Origin of the sequence: Clostridium beijerinckii (assembly GCF_018223745.1) — a bacterium.
GTDB lineage: Bacteria > Bacillota > Clostridia > Clostridiales > Clostridiaceae > Clostridium > Clostridium beijerinckii.
In genome coordinates, this window is record NZ_CP073653.1 from 2,328,812 (window position 1) to 2,350,310 (window position 21,499).

Consider the following 21,499-nt stretch of genomic DNA (forward strand, 5'->3'; position numbering starts at 1 on the left):
AATTTAATGATAGAGAATTGAGATTTAATATGAGAGGGGATAATTAAATGATTTTTTTAAATGACAAAGAAATAGAGGTTAAAAAATTTCCTAATGGAGAAAGTTTAATAAACAGCCAAGAGTTAAATATTAAAGAATGGGTAAATACCATTAAACTCAAATTTGAAAGTGATAATGATATAACTCATTTGATATTTTTAAAGGATCATTTGGATGAATTAAATATTAAATGTAATCTTATAATTCCTTATATGCCTTATAGCAGAATGGATAGAACAGAAGGGTTTACTGTATTTACCCTAAAGCATTTATGCAGACTTATTAATAATTTAAATTTTGAAGAAGTATCAATTTATGAACCACATTCAGATGTATGTGTGGCATTGCTCGATAGAGTTAAAGTTATAAACATGTCTGCAATATTAGCAAAAGATTTATTAGAAAAAGTAGATGATAAAAAAGATTCAGTTTACTTAGTTTATCCAGATGCAGGTGCAGCTAAAAGATATGGTAAACAAATTGAATATGAAAAAATATTAACTGCAAACAAAGAAAGAGATTTTAAAACAGGATCTATAAATAAGCTTGAAATAAACGGAACTGTAGAAAGTAAAAATTTTAAAGCTATTATTGTAGATGATTTATGCTCTAAGGGTGGAACCTTTATTTTAACAGCTAAAAAGCTTAAAGAAATGGGTGCAACTGAGATTTATTTGGTGGTAACACATTGTGAGGATACAATTTTTGATGGAGAAATTTTGAAGACTGATTTAATTACTAAGGTATTTACTACTAACAGCATTTTATCTAAAGAGCATGAGAAACTTGAAATATCCTCTATTGTATAACTTAGACTTATGCAATAATCCACCGAAAGGACAGGTACTCTGTTGTTTCGGTTACTGAGAATAAGTTGAGGCTTTCTAACATCATAAGTTGCACCATTTCAGCATGCTCCCGAGACAAGCTCGTGACAAGCAGAAATTGAACAACTTATGATGAAGAAATGCCTGCAACATATTCTCTAATGTAACACTGTACAAAAGAGTACCTGTCCTTTCTGATATAGCAGATTTTTCAAGCTATAAGTATAATTCTCAAATTGAATATCTATAAAGTTAAAAATGAAAGAATATAAGAATTTAAGAACAAAGGAATATAAGAATTTAAATTCTTAACAATGAAAAAACTTAAAAAGTTAAAAGTGAAAATATTTTTAAAGAAAAAAATATAAAAAGTTAACAATTTGTAGTGTTTTCAATGTTTTGAGCGAGTATAGATAAACAACTATAGACCAGACTTATATGTAGAATAATTATCTTTTATTGTTAAACGTTCGTGTGTACCTATGCCAGAAATGCATACATTTTTGTGAAACAGGCATTTGAAATTGAGCTATTGAAAGTTATTAGTGAGAGGTTGCTCCGTTTACTTCTTGTCATCAACTTGCTTGAGGAGCATGCAGAAATGGGCACAACCTTTTACTTAGAACTTTCTAGCGGAGATTTCTTAAGTCCTATGGAATAAAAATGTATGTGATTTCGGTATATCACCACACAAGTCTAAGTTGAAAGTTGGATATCTAAAATTAAATTATAGAGATTGGGGAGACGATTATGAATAAATTATTAGTGGTTGTAGATTATCAAAAAGATTTTGGTGATGGAGCTTTAGGATTTAAGAAAGCGGAAACATTAGAACAAGGTATTTATGATAAAGCAAAAAAATATTTGAAAAATGGCGATAAGGTTTTATTCACTTATGATACTCATTTTGAAAATTATCTAGAAACAAGAGAAGGAAAGAATTTACCTGTACCTCATTGTTATATAAATACTGAAGGTCATGAGCTTTATGGAAAGTTAAAAGAATTTGTGGGCGTAGAGAATACTTTTCATTATAATAAAAACTCTTTTGGAATAGCGCCAGCGGACATGTTAAAGATATCAAAGGATGTTGGCGAGGATATAGATGAAATAGAGTTAGTTGGAGTTGTAACGAACATTTGTGTAATAAGCAATGTAGTCACATTTCAATCTCAGTATATAAATGCAAACTTAAGTGTAGATGGAACATTGTGTGCAAGTTTTGATGATAGTCTTCATGACAAAGCATTAGATGTAATTGAATCACTAGGAGTTAAAGTTACAAGATAGGAGAGATATAAATGATAGATCCATTATTATTAACTGATTTTTATAAGACAATACATCATATGTGCTATGCAGAAGGACTTACAAAGCTTGTAAGCTATTGGACTCCAAGAATGTCTAGAAAAGAAAACATGAACAAAGTGGTTATGTTTGGGCTTCAATCTTTTATAAAAAAATATTTAATAGAATATTTTGATGAAAATTTTTTCGCCATTCCTAAGGATGAAATTATTAGTGAATATAAGAGAGTGATATCTAGAACAATGGGAAGCATCGCAGCAGATACAGCTCACATAGAAAAATTGCATGATTTAGGTTATTTGCCTATACAAATAAAAGCAGTCCAAGAAGGAACAAGAGTAAATATAAAAACACCTATGATTGAAATCACTAATACTCACGATGAATTTGCTTGGCTTGTGAATTATTTGGAGACTTTCATGAGCTGTAATATATGGCAGCCTATGACAAGTGCAACAATAGCATATAGATATAGAGAAATTGCTTTAAAGTATTTTGATCTAACTGTTGAAAATGGTGATGTAAAAAAAGCTTGCGGTGACTTTAGCATGAGAGGATTTAGCTCAATTGAAAGTGCACAGGTTAGCAGTGCAGGGCATTTACTTTCATTTGACTTAACTGCAACAATATCATCAATACTTTATCTAGAAAATTATTATAACTGTAATATTGAAAATGAAATAGTTGGACTTGGAACCCCATCAACTGAGCATAGTGTAATGTGCACTTATGGAACTGATGAACTTAAAGCTTATAAGAGATTAATTAATGAAGTATTTCCAAGCGGTGTTATAAGTATAGTTTCAGATACCTACGATTATTGGAACCTCATTACTAATATCCTTCCAATATTAAAAGAGGATATATTAAATAGAGATGGAAAGGTAGTAATCAGAGGAGATAGTGGAGATCCAGTTAAAATAATCTGTGGTGATAGTGAAGCACCACATAATAGTCCAGCATATAAAGGAACTGTTGAACTTTTGTGGGATATATTTGGTGGGGAAATTAATTCAAAAGGATATAAAGTTTTAGATTCACATATAGGAACAATTTATGGTGATAGCATCACAGTTGAAAGGTGCGAAGAAATCTGCAGATGCCTTGCACAAAAAGGATTTGCAGTAAGCAATTGTACTTTTGGAATTGGTTCTTACACCTATCAATATAATACTCGTGATACTTTTGGATTTGCTCTGAAAGCAACTCATGCAGTAATAAATGGTGAAGAAAAATTCATATTTAAAGATCCTAAAACTGATACAGGAAACTTTAAAAAATCTCAAAAGGGAATGTGCTATGTATACAGGGAGGGAGAGGACATCCTTTATAAGGACGAGCTTACTTTAAAAGAGCAGGAGGAGTATAAAGACAATTTATTAGAAGTTGTTTTTAAGGATGGAAACTTGATTAAAGATTATTCATTAAAAGAAATTAGAGAGAAGTTACATGGAGAGTTTTAGATTTACTGTATTTTTAAGAAGGGAATGAGAATTTTGTACACTATTGAAGAAATTCTTGAAATGAAATACCCCTATGAATTATTTACAGGTGATAGAGAAATAACTAAAAAGGAACACAGTGATCTTCTTAAAATATTTCATCCAGATTTGCATAGGGATTCAGAGAAATACAAAGAAGTCACAAGTAAAATAAATGAATTATATTCTGAAACTGTTAAATTATTAGAGAATGGAAACTGGATGGAAGAGGGGTTAATTAAAATAACAAGCTTTGATGGCGAGAAATATTCAATGAGATATAATGTAGAATATTCATTTGAATTAGGAAAATATTTTATTGGAAATAGATCAATTTTATATTTAATTGATAAAAAGCATGAGGATTTTGTAGAAAATGCATTGGATAGAATCAAGAACTTAAAATACGAAAATAACAACATGAAATCTGAATTTGAAAAGTATTTTCCCAAAGTGTTAAAGAAATTTGAAACCATAGATAAGAAGATAGGACTGCTTATAGAAAAGCCAGAAGATGCTTATTCTCTTAAAGATATATTAAATTATTATAGCAGCAAAGTTCCACCAAGACATGTAATGTGGATTCTAAGCACTTTATATAATATAACTTGTTTTCTATATTATAATAATTTATCACATAATGGAATAAATATTGATAATTATTATATTTCACCTTCGAATCATAGTGGATTTTTGTTAGGTGGCTGGTGGTATACAGTTCCTATAGATGGTAAGATGCTTGGAGTACCTAGCGAAATTTATAGCATCATGTCTCCAGAAATGAAGTCATCTAAAATAGGTACATTTCTATTAGATTTAGAATCCATAAGATTAATTGGAAGAATCTTGCTTGGTGATAAGAATGGAATGAGTTTTATTGAGGATTCTGATATACCTAAGCCACTTATTGATTGGGTCAGAGGAGTCTCAGTAAACAATCCAATGGAAGAGTATAAGCTTTGGGAAAGTGTGATTAAACAAAGTTATTGGGAAAGAAAATTCGTAGAAATGGATATTGATATAAATAAATTATACGCTGGAAAAATTAATAAGTAATATATATATGTTACAAAAATAATCATTCATCATAATTCAAAAAAATATTGCAAGAATTTTAGTCGTAATTATCAATCGTGAAATGTGCAATTTTCATTGTGAATTGAAAATTGTGAACTGTGCATTGTGAATTGTGAACTGAAATATATATGAGTATTTAGGAGGTATTAAAATGGGAACAGGAAGATGGGATTCAAAAGCTTGGGATAGTTATGCAAGTGCAACTATAAAAGGAAAGAAAACAGTAGATGATGTCTTTGCAGCGAGGAAACTTGATCCAAGTTTAAATCCGTATAAAGTAAGTTTTAGGGAAAGCTGTGACAGCAGCGACAATCCAAACTCAACACCAATTATTATTGGATTAGATGTAACTGGTTCAATGGGAATAATTGCAGATAGTATTGCAAGAGAAGGCTTAGAAAAATTAGCTACTGAAATATATAACAGAAAGCCTGTTTCTGACCCACATATCATGTTTATGGGAATTGGTGATGTTAAATATGATTCAGCGCCTTTGCAGGTAACTCAATTTGAAGCCGATATAAGGATTGCAAAAGAGTTAACTAAAATTTATGTGGAACATGGAGGTGGAGGAAATAACTCTGAAAGTTATACTTTGCCTTGGTGGTTTGCTGGAATGCATACAAAATGCGATAATTTTATAAAAAGAGGAAAAAAGGGATATCTATTTACTATAGGAGATGAAGAGTGTCCTAAGACTGTTCTTAAAAATGAAATAAAAAAAGTCTTTGGAGATACAATACAAACTGATAGCATGTCAGCACAAGATTTATTAAGGCTTGTATCTAAGCAATACGAAGTATTCCATATTATTATTGAAGAAGGAAGTCATATGCGTTATCAGCCAGATGAAGTAATAAAGTCATGGAATGATATTTTAGGCCAAAGAGTTTTGAGATTGTCAGATTATACAAAATTGCCTGAACTTATAGTATCAACACTACAAGTATTAACTGGAGAAGACAAGGATAATGTTTCTGATAGTTGGGATGGAAGTACAAGCCTAATAATAAGAAATTCTATAAAGGAATTAGTTCCAAATGTAAAAACTGATGATGGACTTGTAAAGTTTTAATGTTATTGGAGCTGCCGCAGAAAGAATAAAAACTACAATATACTGTATTAAATTTAAAAATTCTAATACAACATACTGTGGCCAATTTTCTTAATGGAACAGCTCCATTTTTAACATCATGAGAGGAGAGCTTGGCATGAAATCTATAAAAGTGATAATAGGTTCTAATTTTGGTGATGAAGGAAAAGGACTAATGACAGATTACATGTGTTCTATAAATGAAAATCCAGTTGTGATTCGATTCAATTCATCTGCTCAAGCAGGTCATACTGTAGTTACACCAGATGGTAAAAGACATGTATTTGGACATTTTGGAGCAGGAAGCTTACAAGGTATTCCAACTTTTTTAAGCAGTTATTTTTCAGCCAATCCTTTGTTATTTCTAAAAGAATATGATGAACTTAATAAAATAGGAAATATTCCACATACAATGATAGATCCCAATTGCCCTGTAGTTATACCACAAGACATGCTATTAAATCAGATATTAGAAAGACATAGAGGAAATAATAAACATGGAAGTTGCGGACTAGGATATAATGAGTCGATTGTAAGAAATAGTATGGATAGATATAAAATAACCTGCGGTGATATTTTCAGTGGAATTTATAAAGATAAGCTGGAGCTTATAAAAAAAGAATATATAGATAAAAGGCTTGAGCAGTTAAATTTAAAGTCATCCAATGATAATTTAATGAGTATACTGTTTGATGCAAATATAATAGAACATTTTATTTATGATGTTGATAACAATTTTAAAGCAAAAGTAGAACTGTCTAATATAGAAAGTATTTTAGAAAATTATGAAACTATTATATTTGAAGGAGCGCAAGGATTGATGCTATCAGAGGACTATAAATATTTTCCTTATGTGACCCATTCTAAAACAGGTGTAAGCAATGTGATAGATTTGTTAGAAGAAGCAAAGCCCTGTGAACTGGACATAGAAGTAATCTATGTAACAAGGAGCTATTTAACAAGACATGGTGCTGGACCATTGCCAAATGAAATTAAAGAGAAGCCATACAAAAATATTACAGATTTAACTAACATTCAAAATGAATTTCAAGGTGTTTTGAGATTTGCACCACTAGATATAGATTTATTATCGGAGAATATAGAAAATGATTATAATAAGATTAGCTTCAAGAGCAAGAATAAAAAAATCAATGTAAGTAAATCTATTGCAATAACATGCCTAGATCAGATAGATAATAATAAGGCAGAATATTATAAAGATAATAATCTTTTGTTAAAGCATACTGATGAGTTTATAGAGGATATACTTAGAAAGATCAATCCTGACAATTGTTATTTAAGTTATGGAGTATCAAGAGATAATATTGTAAAATATTAAAATAAGATTTGAATATCATAATTTATTTAAAATAAATAGTGAAGTTGTTATAGATATCTAACTTTAAAACTAGATTTATGTGGTAACTTACCGAAATCATAAATATTTTGATTCCGAAAAGCTATGAAAATATCGCTGAAGGTTCTAAGCAGCAGGTAGTATCCACTTTAGCATGCTCCAACTTTCAGTTTGACAAGCTAAAATGGAACAACCTACAGCTAAGAACCTTTAACAGCTCATTTTCAAATGTTTTCTTCACAAATATATTTATGATTTCTGGTGAAGATATGAGCTTAAAGTTTTAGTAACTTTTTAAATATGTTCATCTAATAAGTCGAATTCTTAAATTGGAGATCTATATAGATAAGCCAATTATAAGTTAGATTTATACTATGAAATATATCCAAACTAGAAACTGGAACAAAAGTATGTTATTCATTTCGGCGAGTTGTATTCATAAGTTCAGGTCTTAGTTGGATATCTATATATTGTAGGAGTTATATGTTAAATGTTAATTGGAAACCAAATAAAATGTTATCTATTCCATTATATCAGCAAATAGTTAATTATATTAAGACGATGATATCAACAGGGGAATGGGATGTAGGTAGTAAACTGCCAACACAAAGAGAGCTGTCAAAAATATTTGAAGTAAATAGAAGTACTGTTGTGGAGGCTTTAGATGAATTAAAAGCAGAAGGTCTAATTGAAGGTAAAAGCGGTGTAGGAACTGTCATAGTTAATAATACATGGTCTCTAATTACATCTATTTCACCATTAAAATGGCAAAATTATATTCAAAGTGGTATACAAAAGCCAAACCTGCCTACAATTCAAAAAATAAATCAATTAGAATTTAAAGATGGAATGATACGGTTAGGAACAGGAGAACTTTCTCGTGATTTATATCCTCATGATATGATGAAAGTGATTTTAAACAAAATTTCAGAAAATGTAAAAGATTTAGGTTATGAAGAACCAAAAGGGTCACTGCATTTAAGAGAAACAATAAGCAAGTATCTGAAAAAGCATAATATAAGTGTTTCCCCATCAAAAATATTAATTGTATCTGGATCATTGCAAGCACTGCAGTTAATTTCTATGGGGATTTTAAAGAGTGGATCTACAATACTTGTTGAAAAGCCTTCATATTTGAGTTCGCTTAATTTATTTCAATCATATGGAATGAATTTAAATAGTGTTTCAATAGATAACTTTGGCATCAAGACAAATGAAATTATAAAAAATAAGAAAAACGATAATTCAACTTTATTATATACTATACCCACTTTCCAAAATCCTACTGGAATTGTAATGACAGAAGAGAGAAGAAATGAAATTTTAGAAATATGTTCAAAAGAAAGAATTCCTATTATTGAAGATGATGCGTATAGAGAACTATGGTTAGATAAAGAGCCACCGCCACCGTTAAAATCAAAAGATAAAAATGGAAATGTCATGTATTTAGGCACTGCTTCTAAATCTATAGCAGCAGGTCTTAGAGTTGGTTGGCTAGTTGGACCAGAAAATGTAATTGAACATTTAAGTGATCTTAAGATGCAGATGGATTATGGAACAAGTTCTTTGTCTCAGGAAGTCTTAGCTGAATTGATTGATAGTGGCTTATATGATGAATATTTACTACAACTAAGAAATCGGCTGAAAATTCGAAGAGATGCTACACTAAATATTTTAAAGAGGTATTTTGATGGCATAGCAACATGGAGCAAACCACATGGTGGATTTTATATTTGGTTAAAATTAAAGAAATCACTATCATTAAATAAACTATTTGAATTATCTTATGAGAAAGGAATATTGATTAATCCGGGAAATATTTATGATTTTTCTAATAGCCAAAACTTAAGAATTTCATATTCATATGCTTCACTGGGAGAGTTAGAAAGGGGTTTAAAGATATTATCAGAATTGATAAAAAAGAGCTATTTTAATGATATAAGTAAAAGCAGCTATTGATTTTTTCAATGGCTGCTTTTGGTTGGGTAATAAACTAATATCTTGGTTGGGGACTTTTTATATTTTATTAGTTAAAATAATAAAAGAACTAATAAAGGGGGTAAATTATGATTAAATACTTATTACAAGGGCTTCTATTTGGACTTGCTTATGTAGCACCAATAGGAACACAAAACTTATATGTAATAAATACTGCTATGCAAAAAAGTAAGGCTGAAACATATAAAGTTGCACTTATAACTATCTTATTTGATATTTCATTAGCGATTTCGTGCTTTTTTGGAATAGGGGCGCTTATTCAAAAATACCATATATTAAAATTGGCAATACTTCTATTTGGATTTGTCGTTATAATTTACATAGGAGCTGGATTAATAAGAACATTTTCACAAATGTTAGAAGATAAAAAGCTGGGTGATAATTCATTTATTAAGATTACCATTTCTTGCTTTGCTGTTACGTGGCTTAATCCTCAGGCAATAATTGATGGATCCTTATTATTAGGTGGATTCAATGCTTCACTTCCAGCAGAAATGTCAAAGTACTTTATATTGGGGGTCTGCATGGCATCAGTCATATGGTTTAGTGGACTTGCAGGATTCGTAGGGAAGTTTAGCAGTAAATTTAATAAAATAATTAAATGGATCAACATAATTTGTGGACTAATACTTATATTCTATGGCTTAAAATTAGGATACTCATTTATTGAAGCAATATATTTATAGCTTTTTTGTGGCTATAGATAACCTAAGTGAGACTTAAACTTATGCAATAATCCACCGAAAGCAGAAACATTGTTATTTCACAGGACTATGAAAATTTCGCTGAAAGTTCTAAATTGCAGGTTGCACAACTAATGCTTGCTCCCAATTTCATTGTGACAAGCATTAGTTGAACAACCTACAATTAAGAGCTTTTAACAGCTCATTTTCGATGCCTGCTGCATAAAAATGTTTCTACTTTCTAGTATGGTATTTATTGCAAAGTATAAATGAAATTCTTAAGTCGTTTATCTATAGATAACACAATCATAAACTATACTTAGACTATGAAATATATCCAACAAGAAATGAGTAATATACTTTTGTGGAATGTTTCATTGGTAATTTTGATGGATGTGATTCTTGGCTATAAGTTGTTCCAAATGTGCTAGTTCAAAGCTTGTTCTTTGAGGCTAGCACTTTGGGTGCAACTTTATAGCCTTAGAATCACTCATCAGAATTACCTAGAAACTGGAACAAAAGTATATTATTCATTTCGGCGAGGTATACACATAAGTATGGATTATAGCTGATATATCTATATACAAAAATGTATTTGTTGGATACAATAAAGGTGAAATTACTTACATAATGAGGAGATTCATGATATGAAATATTATTTTGCACCATTAGAAGGTGTTACTGGATATGTATATAGGAATGCATATGAAACTTTTTTTGGACAAATTGATAAGTACTTTATGCCATTTATATCACAAACTAAGAATAAAGGTTTTACTTCTAGAGAGCTAAACGATGTGTTGCCTGAGCATAATGAAGGAATCAATGTTATTCCTCAGATACTCACTAATAATTCTGAGTATTTCATTGATACTGTAAATCAGTTGAGTAAATTTGGATATGATGAAGTTAATTTAAATTTAGGATGCCCATCTGGCACTGTTGTTGCAAAGCATAAGGGATCAGGATTTCTTGCACAAAGAAAGCAGCTCGATGAATTTTTAGAGGATATATTTTCAAATGCGTCAAGCAAAATTTCCATAAAGACAAGAATTGGAAAGGATTCGCCAGATGAATTTTATGAGTTAATTGAAATCTTTAATAAATATCCTTTAGAGGAGCTTATAATTCATCCAAGAATTCAGACAGACTTTTATAAAAATAAGCCTAACATGAAAGTGTTTAAGGATGCATTGGCATTAAGTAAAAATCCTATTTGTTATAATGGTGATATTTTTAATGTAGAAGATTATAAGAAATTATCCGAAGCTCATCCAAAGCTTGAAGCAGTAATGCTTGGTAGAGGACTTATTGCAAATCCGGGATTGATTGAAGAAATTAAGACCAATCGTCTTATGGATAAAGAGTTAATAAAGGCATTTCATGATAAAGTCTGCATAGGATATGAAGAAGTTCTTTCAGGTGATAAAAATGTCTTATTTAAAATGAAAGAATTATGGTTTTATATGATACATATCTTTACTAATAGTGATAAATATGCTAAAAAGATAAGAAAGACTAGTAGTTTACAGGAATACAAAGGAATCATATCAAGCATGTTTCAGGAACTTGATATAAAGAAAACAGATATACATGGATTTTAATGGTTCAATTATCATATAGATTTTAATGCTTAAATTATCTCATAGATTGAGAAAGTTTTTAATGGGATAAATTTTTGTATAAATGAAATTTATACCTAACTACTGTTTATTATAGAAAATAAGCGTAAAATAATTAGAATATTGCTATAAAGATACATTAATAGGAATAATATATATTGGAAAAATAATTCTTCATTATAATTCTAAAAATATTGCAATAATTTTAGAATTATAATGAATTGTGAAATGTGCATTATGAATTGAAAAATATATATTTATAAAATTTGGAATATAATCACTGATATTTTTATAATTTATTGTATCAGGGGGTGATTATATGGGCGTTAAAGAAATAATTGAGAAATACAGGGGTAAAAATGCAGATATGCAAAACATTATCGCAAACCTTGTTCTCGCAGTGGCAGATTTAAATGCCAAAAACAAAATCTTAGTGGATATACTAAAGAAGAATGAAATAGAGATTCATATAACTAATAAGAAATATCAAAAATATTTAAGTGATTCGCTGGAGAGTATATTATCGAAGATTTACAAAGACTAGCCAAAGAAGATTTTATAAATGGAGGATATAGAATGATATTTAAACCTGAATTAATTAAGGGAATAGCGAAAACAAGCCATCCATATGGATGTAGAAAAGAAGTACTAAACCAAATCGAATACTGTAAGAATGCAAAGCAATTTCATGGCCCTAAAAAAGTGCTTATTATTGGAGCATCATCAGGTTTTGGCCTTGCTACAAGAATTTCTTTAGCCTTTGGTGGAGCGAAGGCTGATACAATTGGAGTTTCGTTTGAAACAGGAATTACAGATAGGAGAACAGGGACTGCAGGTTGGTATAATAATATATTTTTTAAAGAGTTTGCAGAAAAAGAAGGACTTATTGCAAAAAACTTTATAGGAGATGCATTTTCAGATGAAGTTAAAGAAAATGTTATAAAATATATAAAGGATGAGTTTGGAAAGATTGATTTACTTATTTATAGTTTAGCATCTCCAAGAAGAAAAGAGCCTAAGACAGGTAATATATACGATTCAACTTTAAAAACTACATCTGGAGAATTTCAGGGACCGACAATTGATATGGAGAAAGATGAACTTGTTACGACTAAAGTTAATTCAGCAACTGATAAAGAGATAGAAGCAACGAAAAAAGTAATGGGAGGTGAAGATTGGAGCGAGTGGTGTAAACTACTTCTTGAAAATGATTGCCTCTCTGATAAGGCTATAACAATTTCGTATTCATATATTGGAGCATCAAGAACATATAAAATTTATAGGGAAGGTACAATAGGAGAGGCTAAACGCCATCTTGAAAATACTGCAATTCAAATAGATAAAGATTGGAAAAAGAAGATTAATGGAAAGGCTTTTGTTTCTGTAAATAAAGCAATTGTAACTAAGGCAAGTGCATATATACCTTCTTTCTCATTGTATGCAGCGGTATTATATAAAGTAATGAAAGAAAAGAATTTACATGAAAACTGCATTATGCAGATGCAAAGAATGTTTGCTGATAAAATATATGCAGAAAATCCACTTGAATTTGATGATAGTGGAAGATTAAGAATGGATGATTGGGAACTTAGGGAAGATGTACAAAGTGAAGTTAATGAATTGTGGGAAAAAATAACTTCAGATAATTTTAAAATATTATCGGATTATGACGGATATAAAAAGGAATTTATGCAGTTAAATGGATTTGAAATTGATGGAGTCAATTATAGTGAAGACATTGATATAGAAGCATTAAAAAGGCTAGAACCATAGATTAATGAATGTTTATGTTAAGAAGTATCAAAAGGGTACTTCTTATTTTTTTATAAATATATTTTAGAGAGATAATAATATTTCAAAAAATATTGTACCTGTGGTATAATTATCCGGGTATGCAATAAATCAAATAGCTATGTATATTATGGTCGTATTTGATTTTAGTGTTAATAAATATAATTAACTAGGGAGAAGTGTTTTGAAATGAGAATAAAATATAAACTTATCGTTAGCTATTTGATCTTAATTGTATTTGCTGTAAGTGTATTGGGGTTGTTAATTGGGAATAAATCTAACAAAGCAGTTTTTAAAGAGGTTAACGAAAAAAGTCAACGTTTAACAGAATCAATTATTACAACTTTGAGTGTAAGAAATGATTTGCTTACTGAGAAATCTTATGGAGATTTAAATTTTGCAAATAACGTATTAAACAATTTAGCTGATATGAGAGTTGATTACAATGAAATCATAAAAGTTGGAGATTTTAACTTACCAGTTTTATATTCAGGAAATCAAAGAATATCCTTAGATAATACTATAGTTGATAAACTAAAACAATCAACAGGTAGTATAGCAACAATGTTCTTATTACAAGATGATAAACTAATTAGGGTTTCTACTACCGTATTTAATAATGGTAATAGGATATTAGGTACATATATTTCAAGCGATACTGAGGCTTATAAAAAGACACTAAATAATGAAGAATATATTGGTGATATTAGAATAGAAGGAATTGGATATTTAACGAGAATGAAGCCAATATTAGATAAAGATAAAAAAGTAATAGGGGCAATAGGGTTAGGCAATAAAATTAGTAATGATTATTTAGACAAGACATTAAGTAATATTAAATTAGGGAAGACTGGATATGCGTACATACTAGACTCTGAAGGAAATGTAATTCTTCATCCATCTGATAGTGGAAAGAATGTAAGTGACTACGATTTTGTTCAAAAAATGCATAATGAAAAAAGTGGAATGATTGAGTACACTTATAACGGAGTTAAGAAATTAGGATATTATCAGTATTTTGAAGCTTGGCATTGGTATGTAGTTACTACAGCAGATTATGAGGAATTAAACTCTTCAGCAAAATCAATTTTGACGACCACAATAGCTACAGGGGGAATAATTATTGTTTTAGGCGGAATTATAGCGTTATTTTTAGCTAATACATTAGTTAAGCCTATTAACAAGTTGAAATCTTGTATGGAGATAGCGAGTAAAGGTGATTTAACAATACGATGTAATATAGATAGTAAAGATGAGATAGGAGTTTTAGCAAATAGTTTTAATGATATGCTGGCAGAAAATAAAAGATTACTAGAAGAAACTGTGCAGTATGAAAAATTAAAAACGGAATTTATTGCTAATATGTCACATGAATTAAGGACTCCTTTAAATATTATATTTTCAACAGCTCAGTTATTTAATGTACTTATAAATAGGGATGAGGATTTAAATACTGAGAAAATGAAGAATTATACAAATAGTATAAAGCAAAACTGTTATAGGTTAGTAAGATTGGTGAATAATCTTATAGATATAACAAAGATTGATTCAGGTTATATGAAACTAGAATTGAAAAATGGCAATATAGTACAAGTTGTAGAGGATATAACACAATCGACTGCTGAGTATGTAGAGTATATGTCTAGAACAATAATATTTGATACAGATAATGAAGAAAAAATTATGGCTTTTGATGAGGAAAAATTAGAAAGAATTTTGCTTAATCTAATTTCCAATGCTACTAAATTCACTGAACCAGGAGACAAAATAAGTGTTAATTTATATGATATGGATGATTATATAGTTATCTCTGTAAAAGATACAGGAAGAGGAATTCCAGAGGAAAAAGTATCGCAGCTTTTCCAACGATTTAAGCAGGTAGAACGATTATTAAATAGAAGTCATGAAGGAAGTGGAATTGGGTTATCCATAGTTAAAGCCTTAGTTGAGATGCATGAAGGAACAATAGAAGTAAAAAGTGTATATGGAGAAGGTACAGAGTTTATTATATGCCTTCCTGTTAAGATAGTTCCAGAAGATGAAGGTAAGAAAAACAAAAATGGTTATTCAAACCAATCTAAGGTTGAAAATATAAATATTGAGTTTTCAGACATATATAGCTAAAGAAGATGGTAAATTTTCATTGACATTCTTACATTTAGAGTATAAAATTTAGACGAGTACTAGGGGAGCCAGAATGGCTGAGATGAGTTTTCAGACCCTTTGAACCTGCACTGGGTAATGCCAGCGAAGGGAAGTTATAAGATAATATAAAGCTAAATCTAAAGGTAGTAGATTTACAATTTAATTAGATTATTAACTCTTTTCAATGGTATTTTAGTACTGTTTGGAAGGAGTTTTTTTATGCAATTTTCACAAAGATTATTATTGAAAGGTAAACCTATTTGGGAAGCATGCTTGGAGCATCCTTTTCTTAAGGAACTTAGTGAGGGGACTTTAAAGGAAGATAAGTTTTGCTTTTACGTTAAACAGGATTATGTTTATCTAATAGATTATATAAAGCTTTTTGCATTAGGTATGGTTAAAGCAGATTCATTAGAAGATATACAAGCCTTTGCTAAATGTGCAAATGCTATAGTAAATATTGAAATGGATGCACATACTGAATATGCTAAGAAGTTTGGAATAACTAGGGAAGAATTAGAGGCCACAAAGCCAAATGCAAGCAATTTGTCATACACAAAGTTTATGTTACAGGTATCATCAGAAGGATCGTTAGCTGAACTAGTAGCAGCGCTGCTTCCATGTATGTGGAGCTATGCATTTATTGGGAAAACCTTAGCAAAGAATAGTAAGGCATTAGAGCATCCACTTTACAGTGAATGGATACTTACATATGCAACCGAAGAATATAACAAGGAAAATGATTGGTGCGTAAAACTTATGGATAAACTAGCAGAAGGGCTTCCAGAAAGACAACTTCAAAAATTAGAAGAAATTTTCATTATATCTTCAAAATATGAATATATGTTTTGGGATGGGTGCTACAAAAAGGAAAGTTGGGTTATTTAGATGAAAGCATTGGAAATTAATAATTTATCCTTTGGATATAAGGATTCGGATAAATTAATAGTAGATGATTTATCTTTTGATATAAATAAAAATGAATTTGTCACAATTATTGCACCTAGTGGCACAGGCAAAAGTACCCTTTTTCGATTAATTTTAGGACTATTAAAGCCACAAAAGGGTAAAATAGATATATTAAAAGATGGTAATAAAAATATTATAGGATATATGCCTCAAAAAGATTCTTTAATGCCTTGGAGAAATATTCTTGACAATACAGCAATTGGACTTGAATTAAATGGTTATAGTAAGAAAGAAGCCAGAAAAGTGGCAGCTACATACTTTGAGGGTTTTGGACTTAAGGGAACTGAAAAATATTATCCACATGAATTATCAGGTGGTATGAGGCAGAGAGCTTCATTTTTAAGAGCAATAGTAAATAATCCTTCCATAATCTTATTGGATGAGCCATTTTCTTCTCTAGATGCGTTAACAAGAAGAAAGATGCAGTCATGGCTTTTAGATCTTTGCCAAAGACAAAGTAATACTGTGTTCATGATAACTCATGATATAGAGGAAGCTTTACTTTTATCAGATAGAATTCTTATTTGTACGGAGCTTCCATATAGAAATCTAAAATCTATAGATGTAAATATTGAAAGACCAAGGAATTATGAGACCACACTTTCTAGTGAGTTTATTGAGCTAAAAAGAGATATTTTAAATGTTCTTGACTCCTTAGAAGAAAATAAAGGGGGGATATAGAATGAAAAAAATTAAAGACTATATATTTCCTTTAATATTTTTGATAATTATAATTTTGGCCTGGGAATTCATAATACCATATTTTAAGGTGCCGAATTTTATTTTGCCTAGATTTTCTGAAATCATAAAGGCTTTAGTAGATCAAAAAGATTTAATATATAAACATTCTCTTATCACACTAGGGGAAGCACTATTAGGGCTTATTGCGTCCGTAATTATAGGTATATCTTGCGCACTTTCCATATACCTTTGGAGAAATGTTTCGAAAACTTTATATCCAATTATAATTTTTTCGCAAACAATTCCGACTATAGCTTTATCTCCAATTATGGTTATGTGGTTTGGATATACTATATGGTCAAAGGTTGCAGTGGTAATATTATTTTGTTTTTTCCCTATAGTAATAAGTACATTAGATGGATTAAATAGTGTAGATAGAGATTTAGAGGATGTTTTAAAAGCTCTTGGAGGAAATAGATTTCAAATATTTTTTAAACTCCATATGAATTCCGTATTACCTAATTTTTTGAGCAGTTTTAAAATAGCTGCAACCTACAGTATTTCAGGGGCTACCATTGGAGAATGGCTAGGTGCTGAAAAGGGATTAGGTATATATATTAAGAGAGCAGCAGGAATGCTTCAGGCAGATTCTGTTTTCGCAGGAGTGTTAGTTTTATCATTTCTAGGATTAATTCTATTTTCCGTAGGATTCTTGCTAGAAAAGATTTTATTAAAATACAGAAGAGGATTGAAGGAGGACAATCATGAAATTAAAAAAGCTTAGTATATTTTTACTATTTATTATGTTAGTTAGTTTAGTATTTAGCGGGTGCTCTAGTGCTTCCAATAATAAGGAAGACAAGAGTGCTACCAAAGAACTTAAAGAAGTTAATGTTCTTTTAGACTGGTATCCAAATGCAGTACATTCATTCTTATATGCAGCAGAAGAGCAAGGATACTTTAAAGAAGCAGGATTAAAGGTTAACTTAATTACACCTGCAGGTACAGATGATGGAATTAAATTAGTAGCAGCAGGAAAAGCTGATTTAGCAATAAGCTATCCTAAACAAATTATCTTAGCAAGAGGCGAAAATATTCCTATTAAATCTGTTGGAGCAATAGTTAGAAGTTCATTAAACCAACTAATGGTTCGTAAAGATTCAGGCGTTAAAACATTAAAGGATTTAGAAGGAAAAAAAGTTGGATATGCATCTTTTGATATTGATAAAGAAACTGTTAAAGCAATGGTAGCACAAGCTGGTGGAGATCCATCAAAGGTTGAATTTGTAGATGTTGGATATGACTTAATGCCTGGAATTGAAACAAAACAAGTTGATGCAATTATAGGTGGATATATAAACCATGAAAAAATATTATTAGAGAAAAAAGGTATTGAATTAGAAACTTTTGCGCCATCAGATTTTGGCGTGCCAAATAACTACGAATTAGCATTTGTTGCAAGTGATGATACAATTAAGAATAATAATGATACAATACAAGCGTTCTTAGGAGCTGCTAAAAAAGGATTTGAATATACTCAAAAGAATCCTGATAAGGCTTTAGATTTAATATTGAAGGCTCAAAATGAAAGTTTCCCATTAGATGAAGAGACAGAAAAGAAGAGCTTAGAGATACTTTTACCTCTTATGGAAAATGAAAGTGGTAAATTCTTAAGTCAAGATAAAGAAAATTGGAATAACAATATTAAATGGTTAAAAGATAAGAATTTACTTCAAGCTGATGTAGATAGTAAAGATGTGTTTCAATAATTTATCTTTGATATAGGAAATAGTATAGATAAACTAACTATAATCTATACTTATGCGTATACATCACCGAAATGAATAATATACTTTTGTTCCAGTTTCTAGGCAATTATGATGGGTGATTCTAAGGCTATAAAGTTGCACCCAAAGTGCTAGCCTCAAAGAACAAGCTTTGAACTAGCACATTTGGAACAACTTATAGACAAAGAATCACATCCATCAAAATTACCAATGAAACATTCCATATTATGACCCTTGTGGTTACAAAAGTATATCACTCATTTCTGGTTGGAAGATATTGCACAGTCTAAGTATATTTTATGATTATGTTATCCATATTTAGATAAAAACAGATAAATTATATTAAAAAAGATACTGAATATATATATTGCAAAAATAATCATTAATCATAATTCTAAGAATATTACAAGAATTTTAGACGTAATTGTGAATTGTGAAATGTGCATTGTGAATTGCAACATATAGATTATAATTCGGTATCTTTTTTTATTCTCTAGGAATTTATATTCAAGTTAAATTTGTGGACATTGTGCCCCTTGAGGGTATAAGTTATGAAAAATACTGATTCAGAAAGTTACAGTTCGTAAAGAGAATAAAAAAGAAATCTTATTCGCCTGCATAAAATGTTCTTATATGCACAATACGGAACTTAACCACAGTCTCCTGCGATTTTTTTATTGTTTTATAAATACTATGTGATATTAGAGTAGTTCTGAGGAAAAGCTAATTTTACTATATGAAATTTTTTATTATGATTTATATTTTAGCCGGTACAGTTGGACTCTTGAAAGAATAATATTGTAATTATATAGGTTGAGAGAAAAGCAACAAATTATATGTTTTGAATTTGTTGCTTTTTCCTTAAAGTTTACATTGTAACATGTATTATTTTAAACTTGGAGGATAATACTATGAAAAAAATAATTAAAAACATTTTATTTAACACAGTATTTAAGAGTCACAATAAATCGAATGTACAAGTAATAGTAGGGGCATCAAGACAACTTAATTACGAAATTCAAGTTATAGCTGAAAATTTATACGTACCATGGGCAATAGATATAAGTGATGAAGGAAAAATATATTTTACGGAGCGGTCTGGAGCAATTAGAGTTATTGAAGACGGCAAACTTAATCCTAATCCAATAATAAAATTTAATGAACCTTTTGTCAGTCAAGGGGAAGGTGGTTTGATGGGGATTGCTCTAGATTCAAATTATTCGAAAAATCATTATATGTATGTTATGCATACATATGGAGAAGGAGATGTAATTTATAATCGTGTTGTGAGAGTGATTGAGAGCAATAATAGGGCGGTTATTGATAAAGTTCTTATAGATAAAATACCTGGGGGACGAATTCATAATGGAGGCAGAATAAAGATAGGCCCAGATAAAAAATTATATATTACAACAGGAGATGCAGGAAATTCAGCATTGGCGCAAGATCCTAAAAGTTTAGCAGGAAAAATACTACGAATAGAATTAGATGGCAGTATTCCAGAAGATAATCCAATTTCTAATTCAGCACTTTATAGCTTAGGTCATCGAAATCCTCAAGGATTAGCTTGGAATTCAAAAAATGTTTTGTATGAGTCAGAGCATGGACAGTCAGCTAATGATGAAATAAACATAATTAAGCCAGGAAGCAATTATGGGTGGCCTCTTTTTCAAGGAGATGAGGAATCTACTGAAATTCAGATAAAAAAGCCATTAATACACAGCGGACAAGATACATGGGCGCCTTCTGGTATTGCTTTTGCAACCCAAGGACCATTGCAGGGAAAACTTCTAGTTGCTAATTTACGTGGACAGCAACTGCTTGTTATCTCACTAAATAGAGATGGAAGCGTAGTTAATAATGTAGAATCGTGGTTCAAAAACGAATATGGACGTTTACGTGAGGTTATTCAGGCTAAAGATGGATCAATTTACATTACAACGAGTAATAGAGATGGAAGAGGAAATATTAATACAGGTGATGATAAAATTATTAGGCTTATTTTAAAATAAAAAAATATTCAATAAACTAATTAAATCTAAGGCTCTCATTGAATAAAAGTCTTAGATTTAATTAGTTTTATTTGTTAATTGACAAAATATATTTATAGAGATATAATTTATTTCGAAAGCGAAATATTCGTACACGAAATGTTTGGAAGCGAAATATAAAAAGAGGTGGGAATTATATGGAGATTATTAATGAAAGTATAGAGGTATCGAGATTATTTCAAGAAGTAATGAGTTTATTTAGATTAAATATGAAAAAAATAATTGAGCGGACTGGAATGACAGCTCCTCAAGGTATGGTTATTGGACTATTACATAAAAATAAGAAGATGAAAGTGACTGAATTAAGCAAGCAGCTACATTTACCTAATAGTACAGTATCAGGTATTATTGATAAACTTGAAGAACAGGATGCTGTTATAAGAGAAAGAAGTGAAGATGATAAGAGAGTTGTATATGTAAGTATATCTCCAAAGTTTATTGAAATTCATAAGAATTTTAATAAACAAATTGAACATAATATTGAGAGTATACTAAATCAAGGAACACAAGAAGAGCTTAATAAGATTTCTGAGGGACTAATAATATTCAAAAGACTTTTAAGTGAAAATAACGCTAATTAAGGAGAGTGC

The 21,499-nt window shown here is 30.0% G+C and carries 18 protein-coding genes and 1 riboswitch; all 18 genes read left to right on the forward strand.

Annotated elements, in window-relative coordinates; translation table 11 throughout:
- Positions 1 to 47: 47 nt before the first annotated feature.
- Complete coding sequence (locus KEC93_RS10635) at positions 48 to 848, forward strand: phosphoribosyltransferase family protein (protein ID WP_023975683.1); 801 nt, start codon at positions 48 to 50, stop codon at positions 846 to 848.
- Between the two features lie 768 nt (positions 849 to 1,616).
- Positions 1,617 to 2,156 carry a cysteine hydrolase family protein gene (locus tag KEC93_RS10640; RefSeq protein WP_077869312.1) on the forward strand — a complete coding sequence of 180 codons (540 nt, stop codon included), beginning with the start codon at positions 1,617 to 1,619 and terminating at the stop codon, positions 2,154 to 2,156.
- 11 nt (positions 2,157 to 2,167) lie between these two features.
- Complete coding sequence (locus KEC93_RS10645; protein ID WP_077869311.1) at positions 2,168 to 3,637, forward strand: nicotinate phosphoribosyltransferase; 1,470 nt, start codon at positions 2,168 to 2,170, stop codon at positions 3,635 to 3,637.
- Positions 3,638 to 3,661: 24 nt separating this feature from the next.
- Positions 3,662 to 4,711, forward strand: coding sequence for a hypothetical protein (locus KEC93_RS10650; RefSeq protein WP_238892909.1), 1,050 nt, complete (start codon positions 3,662 to 3,664; stop codon positions 4,709 to 4,711).
- A 172-nt stretch (positions 4,712 to 4,883) separates the two neighbouring features.
- Positions 4,884 to 5,807 (forward strand): hypothetical protein, encoded by a 924-nt coding sequence (locus KEC93_RS10655; protein WP_077869310.1) that lies wholly within the window; start codon positions 4,884 to 4,886, stop codon positions 5,805 to 5,807.
- A gap of 136 nt (positions 5,808 to 5,943) precedes the next feature.
- On the forward strand, positions 5,944 to 7,164 hold the full coding sequence (locus tag KEC93_RS10660; protein WP_077869309.1) for an adenylosuccinate synthetase: 1,221 nt from the start codon (positions 5,944 to 5,946) through the stop codon (positions 7,162 to 7,164).
- 501 nt (positions 7,165 to 7,665) lie between these two features.
- Positions 7,666 to 9,141: a MocR-like pyridoxine biosynthesis transcription factor PdxR gene (gene pdxR / locus KEC93_RS10665; RefSeq protein WP_077869308.1), complete on the forward strand. Its 1,476-nt coding sequence runs from the start codon at positions 7,666 to 7,668 to the stop codon at positions 9,139 to 9,141.
- A gap of 107 nt (positions 9,142 to 9,248) precedes the next feature.
- Positions 9,249 to 9,866, forward strand: a complete 618-nt coding sequence (locus KEC93_RS10670; RefSeq protein WP_077869307.1) for a LysE/ArgO family amino acid transporter — start codon at positions 9,249 to 9,251, stop codon at positions 9,864 to 9,866.
- Positions 9,867 to 10,510: 644 nt separating this feature from the next.
- Positions 10,511 to 11,467 carry a tRNA dihydrouridine synthase gene (locus tag KEC93_RS10675; protein WP_077869306.1) on the forward strand — a complete coding sequence of 319 codons (957 nt, stop codon included), beginning with the start codon at positions 10,511 to 10,513 and terminating at the stop codon, positions 11,465 to 11,467.
- 337 nt (positions 11,468 to 11,804) lie between these two features.
- Positions 11,805 to 12,029 (forward strand): hypothetical protein, encoded by a 225-nt coding sequence (locus KEC93_RS10680; protein ID WP_026889638.1) that lies wholly within the window; start codon positions 11,805 to 11,807, stop codon positions 12,027 to 12,029.
- A gap of 32 nt (positions 12,030 to 12,061) precedes the next feature.
- Positions 12,062 to 13,258: an enoyl-ACP reductase FabV gene (gene fabV, locus KEC93_RS10685; RefSeq protein WP_077868962.1), complete on the forward strand. Its 1,197-nt coding sequence runs from the start codon at positions 12,062 to 12,064 to the stop codon at positions 13,256 to 13,258.
- A 207-nt stretch (positions 13,259 to 13,465) separates the two neighbouring features.
- Positions 13,466 to 15,400, forward strand: a complete 1,935-nt coding sequence (locus KEC93_RS10690; protein ID WP_077868963.1) for a Cache 3/Cache 2 fusion domain-containing protein — start codon at positions 13,466 to 13,468, stop codon at positions 15,398 to 15,400.
- Positions 15,401 to 15,451: 51 nt separating this feature from the next.
- Positions 15,452 to 15,549, forward strand: a riboswitch (TPP riboswitch).
- Between the two features lie 91 nt (positions 15,550 to 15,640).
- Positions 15,641 to 16,309 (forward strand): thiaminase II, encoded by a 669-nt coding sequence (tenA, locus tag KEC93_RS10695; RefSeq protein ID WP_077868964.1) that lies wholly within the window; start codon positions 15,641 to 15,643, stop codon positions 16,307 to 16,309.
- On the forward strand, positions 16,310 to 17,071 hold the full coding sequence (locus KEC93_RS10700) for an ABC transporter ATP-binding protein (protein ID WP_077868965.1): 762 nt from the start codon (positions 16,310 to 16,312) through the stop codon (positions 17,069 to 17,071). It begins immediately after the preceding gene.
- Position 17,072: 1 nt separating this feature from the next.
- Positions 17,073 to 17,855 carry an ABC transporter permease gene (locus KEC93_RS10705; RefSeq protein ID WP_012058316.1) on the forward strand — a complete coding sequence of 261 codons (783 nt, stop codon included), beginning with the start codon at positions 17,073 to 17,075 and terminating at the stop codon, positions 17,853 to 17,855.
- Complete coding sequence (locus KEC93_RS10710) at positions 17,836 to 18,840, forward strand: ABC transporter substrate-binding protein (RefSeq protein WP_077868966.1); 1,005 nt, start codon at positions 17,836 to 17,838, stop codon at positions 18,838 to 18,840. The genes KEC93_RS10705 and KEC93_RS10710 overlap by 20 nt, the downstream gene beginning before the upstream one ends.
- Positions 18,841 to 19,769: 929 nt before the next feature.
- Entirely contained in the window at positions 19,770 to 20,870 is a 1,101-nt protein-coding gene (locus tag KEC93_RS10715; RefSeq protein ID WP_077868967.1) for a PQQ-dependent sugar dehydrogenase, read from the forward strand.
- A 176-nt stretch (positions 20,871 to 21,046) separates the two neighbouring features.
- Entirely contained in the window at positions 21,047 to 21,490 is a 444-nt protein-coding gene (locus tag KEC93_RS10720; protein WP_077868968.1) for a MarR family winged helix-turn-helix transcriptional regulator, read from the forward strand.
- Positions 21,491 to 21,499 lie beyond the last annotated feature (9 nt).

Bases quoted from the DNA above. Each gene is read 5' to 3' on its own strand.
- KEC93_RS10690 (WP_077868963.1), top strand. From the start codon at position 13,466: ATGAGAATAAAATATAAACTTATCGTTAGCTATTTGATCTTAATTGTA.
- KEC93_RS10720 (WP_077868968.1), top strand. From the start codon at position 21,047: ATGGAGATTATTAATGAAAGTATAGAGGTATCGAGATTATTTCAAGAA.
- KEC93_RS10660 (WP_077869309.1), top strand. From the start codon at position 5,944: ATGAAATCTATAAAAGTGATAATAGGTTCTAATTTTGGTGATGAAGGA.
- KEC93_RS10635 (WP_023975683.1), top strand. From the start codon at position 48: ATGATTTTTTTAAATGACAAAGAAATAGAGGTTAAAAAATTTCCTAAT.
- KEC93_RS10645 (WP_077869311.1), top strand. From the start codon at position 2,168: ATGATAGATCCATTATTATTAACTGATTTTTATAAGACAATACATCAT.
- KEC93_RS10640 (WP_077869312.1), top strand. From the start codon at position 1,617: ATGAATAAATTATTAGTGGTTGTAGATTATCAAAAAGATTTTGGTGAT.
- KEC93_RS10710 (WP_077868966.1), top strand. From the start codon at position 17,836: ATGAAATTAAAAAAGCTTAGTATATTTTTACTATTTATTATGTTAGTT.
- KEC93_RS10655 (WP_077869310.1), top strand. From the start codon at position 4,884: ATGGGAACAGGAAGATGGGATTCAAAAGCTTGGGATAGTTATGCAAGT.
- KEC93_RS10705 (WP_012058316.1), top strand. From the start codon at position 17,073: ATGAAAAAAATTAAAGACTATATATTTCCTTTAATATTTTTGATAATT.
- KEC93_RS10670 (WP_077869307.1), top strand. From the start codon at position 9,249: ATGATTAAATACTTATTACAAGGGCTTCTATTTGGACTTGCTTATGTA.
- pdxR (WP_077869308.1), top strand. From the start codon at position 7,666: ATGTTAAATGTTAATTGGAAACCAAATAAAATGTTATCTATTCCATTA.
- fabV (WP_077868962.1), top strand. From the start codon at position 12,062: ATGATATTTAAACCTGAATTAATTAAGGGAATAGCGAAAACAAGCCAT.
- KEC93_RS10680 (WP_026889638.1), top strand. From the start codon at position 11,805: ATGGGCGTTAAAGAAATAATTGAGAAATACAGGGGTAAAAATGCAGAT.
- tenA (WP_077868964.1), top strand. From the start codon at position 15,641: ATGCAATTTTCACAAAGATTATTATTGAAAGGTAAACCTATTTGGGAA.
- KEC93_RS10715 (WP_077868967.1), top strand. From the start codon at position 19,770: ATGAAAAAAATAATTAAAAACATTTTATTTAACACAGTATTTAAGAGT.
- KEC93_RS10650 (WP_238892909.1), top strand. From the start codon at position 3,662: ATGAGAATTTTGTACACTATTGAAGAAATTCTTGAAATGAAATACCCC.
- KEC93_RS10675 (WP_077869306.1), top strand. From the start codon at position 10,511: ATGAAATATTATTTTGCACCATTAGAAGGTGTTACTGGATATGTATAT.
- KEC93_RS10700 (WP_077868965.1), top strand. From the start codon at position 16,310: ATGAAAGCATTGGAAATTAATAATTTATCCTTTGGATATAAGGATTCG.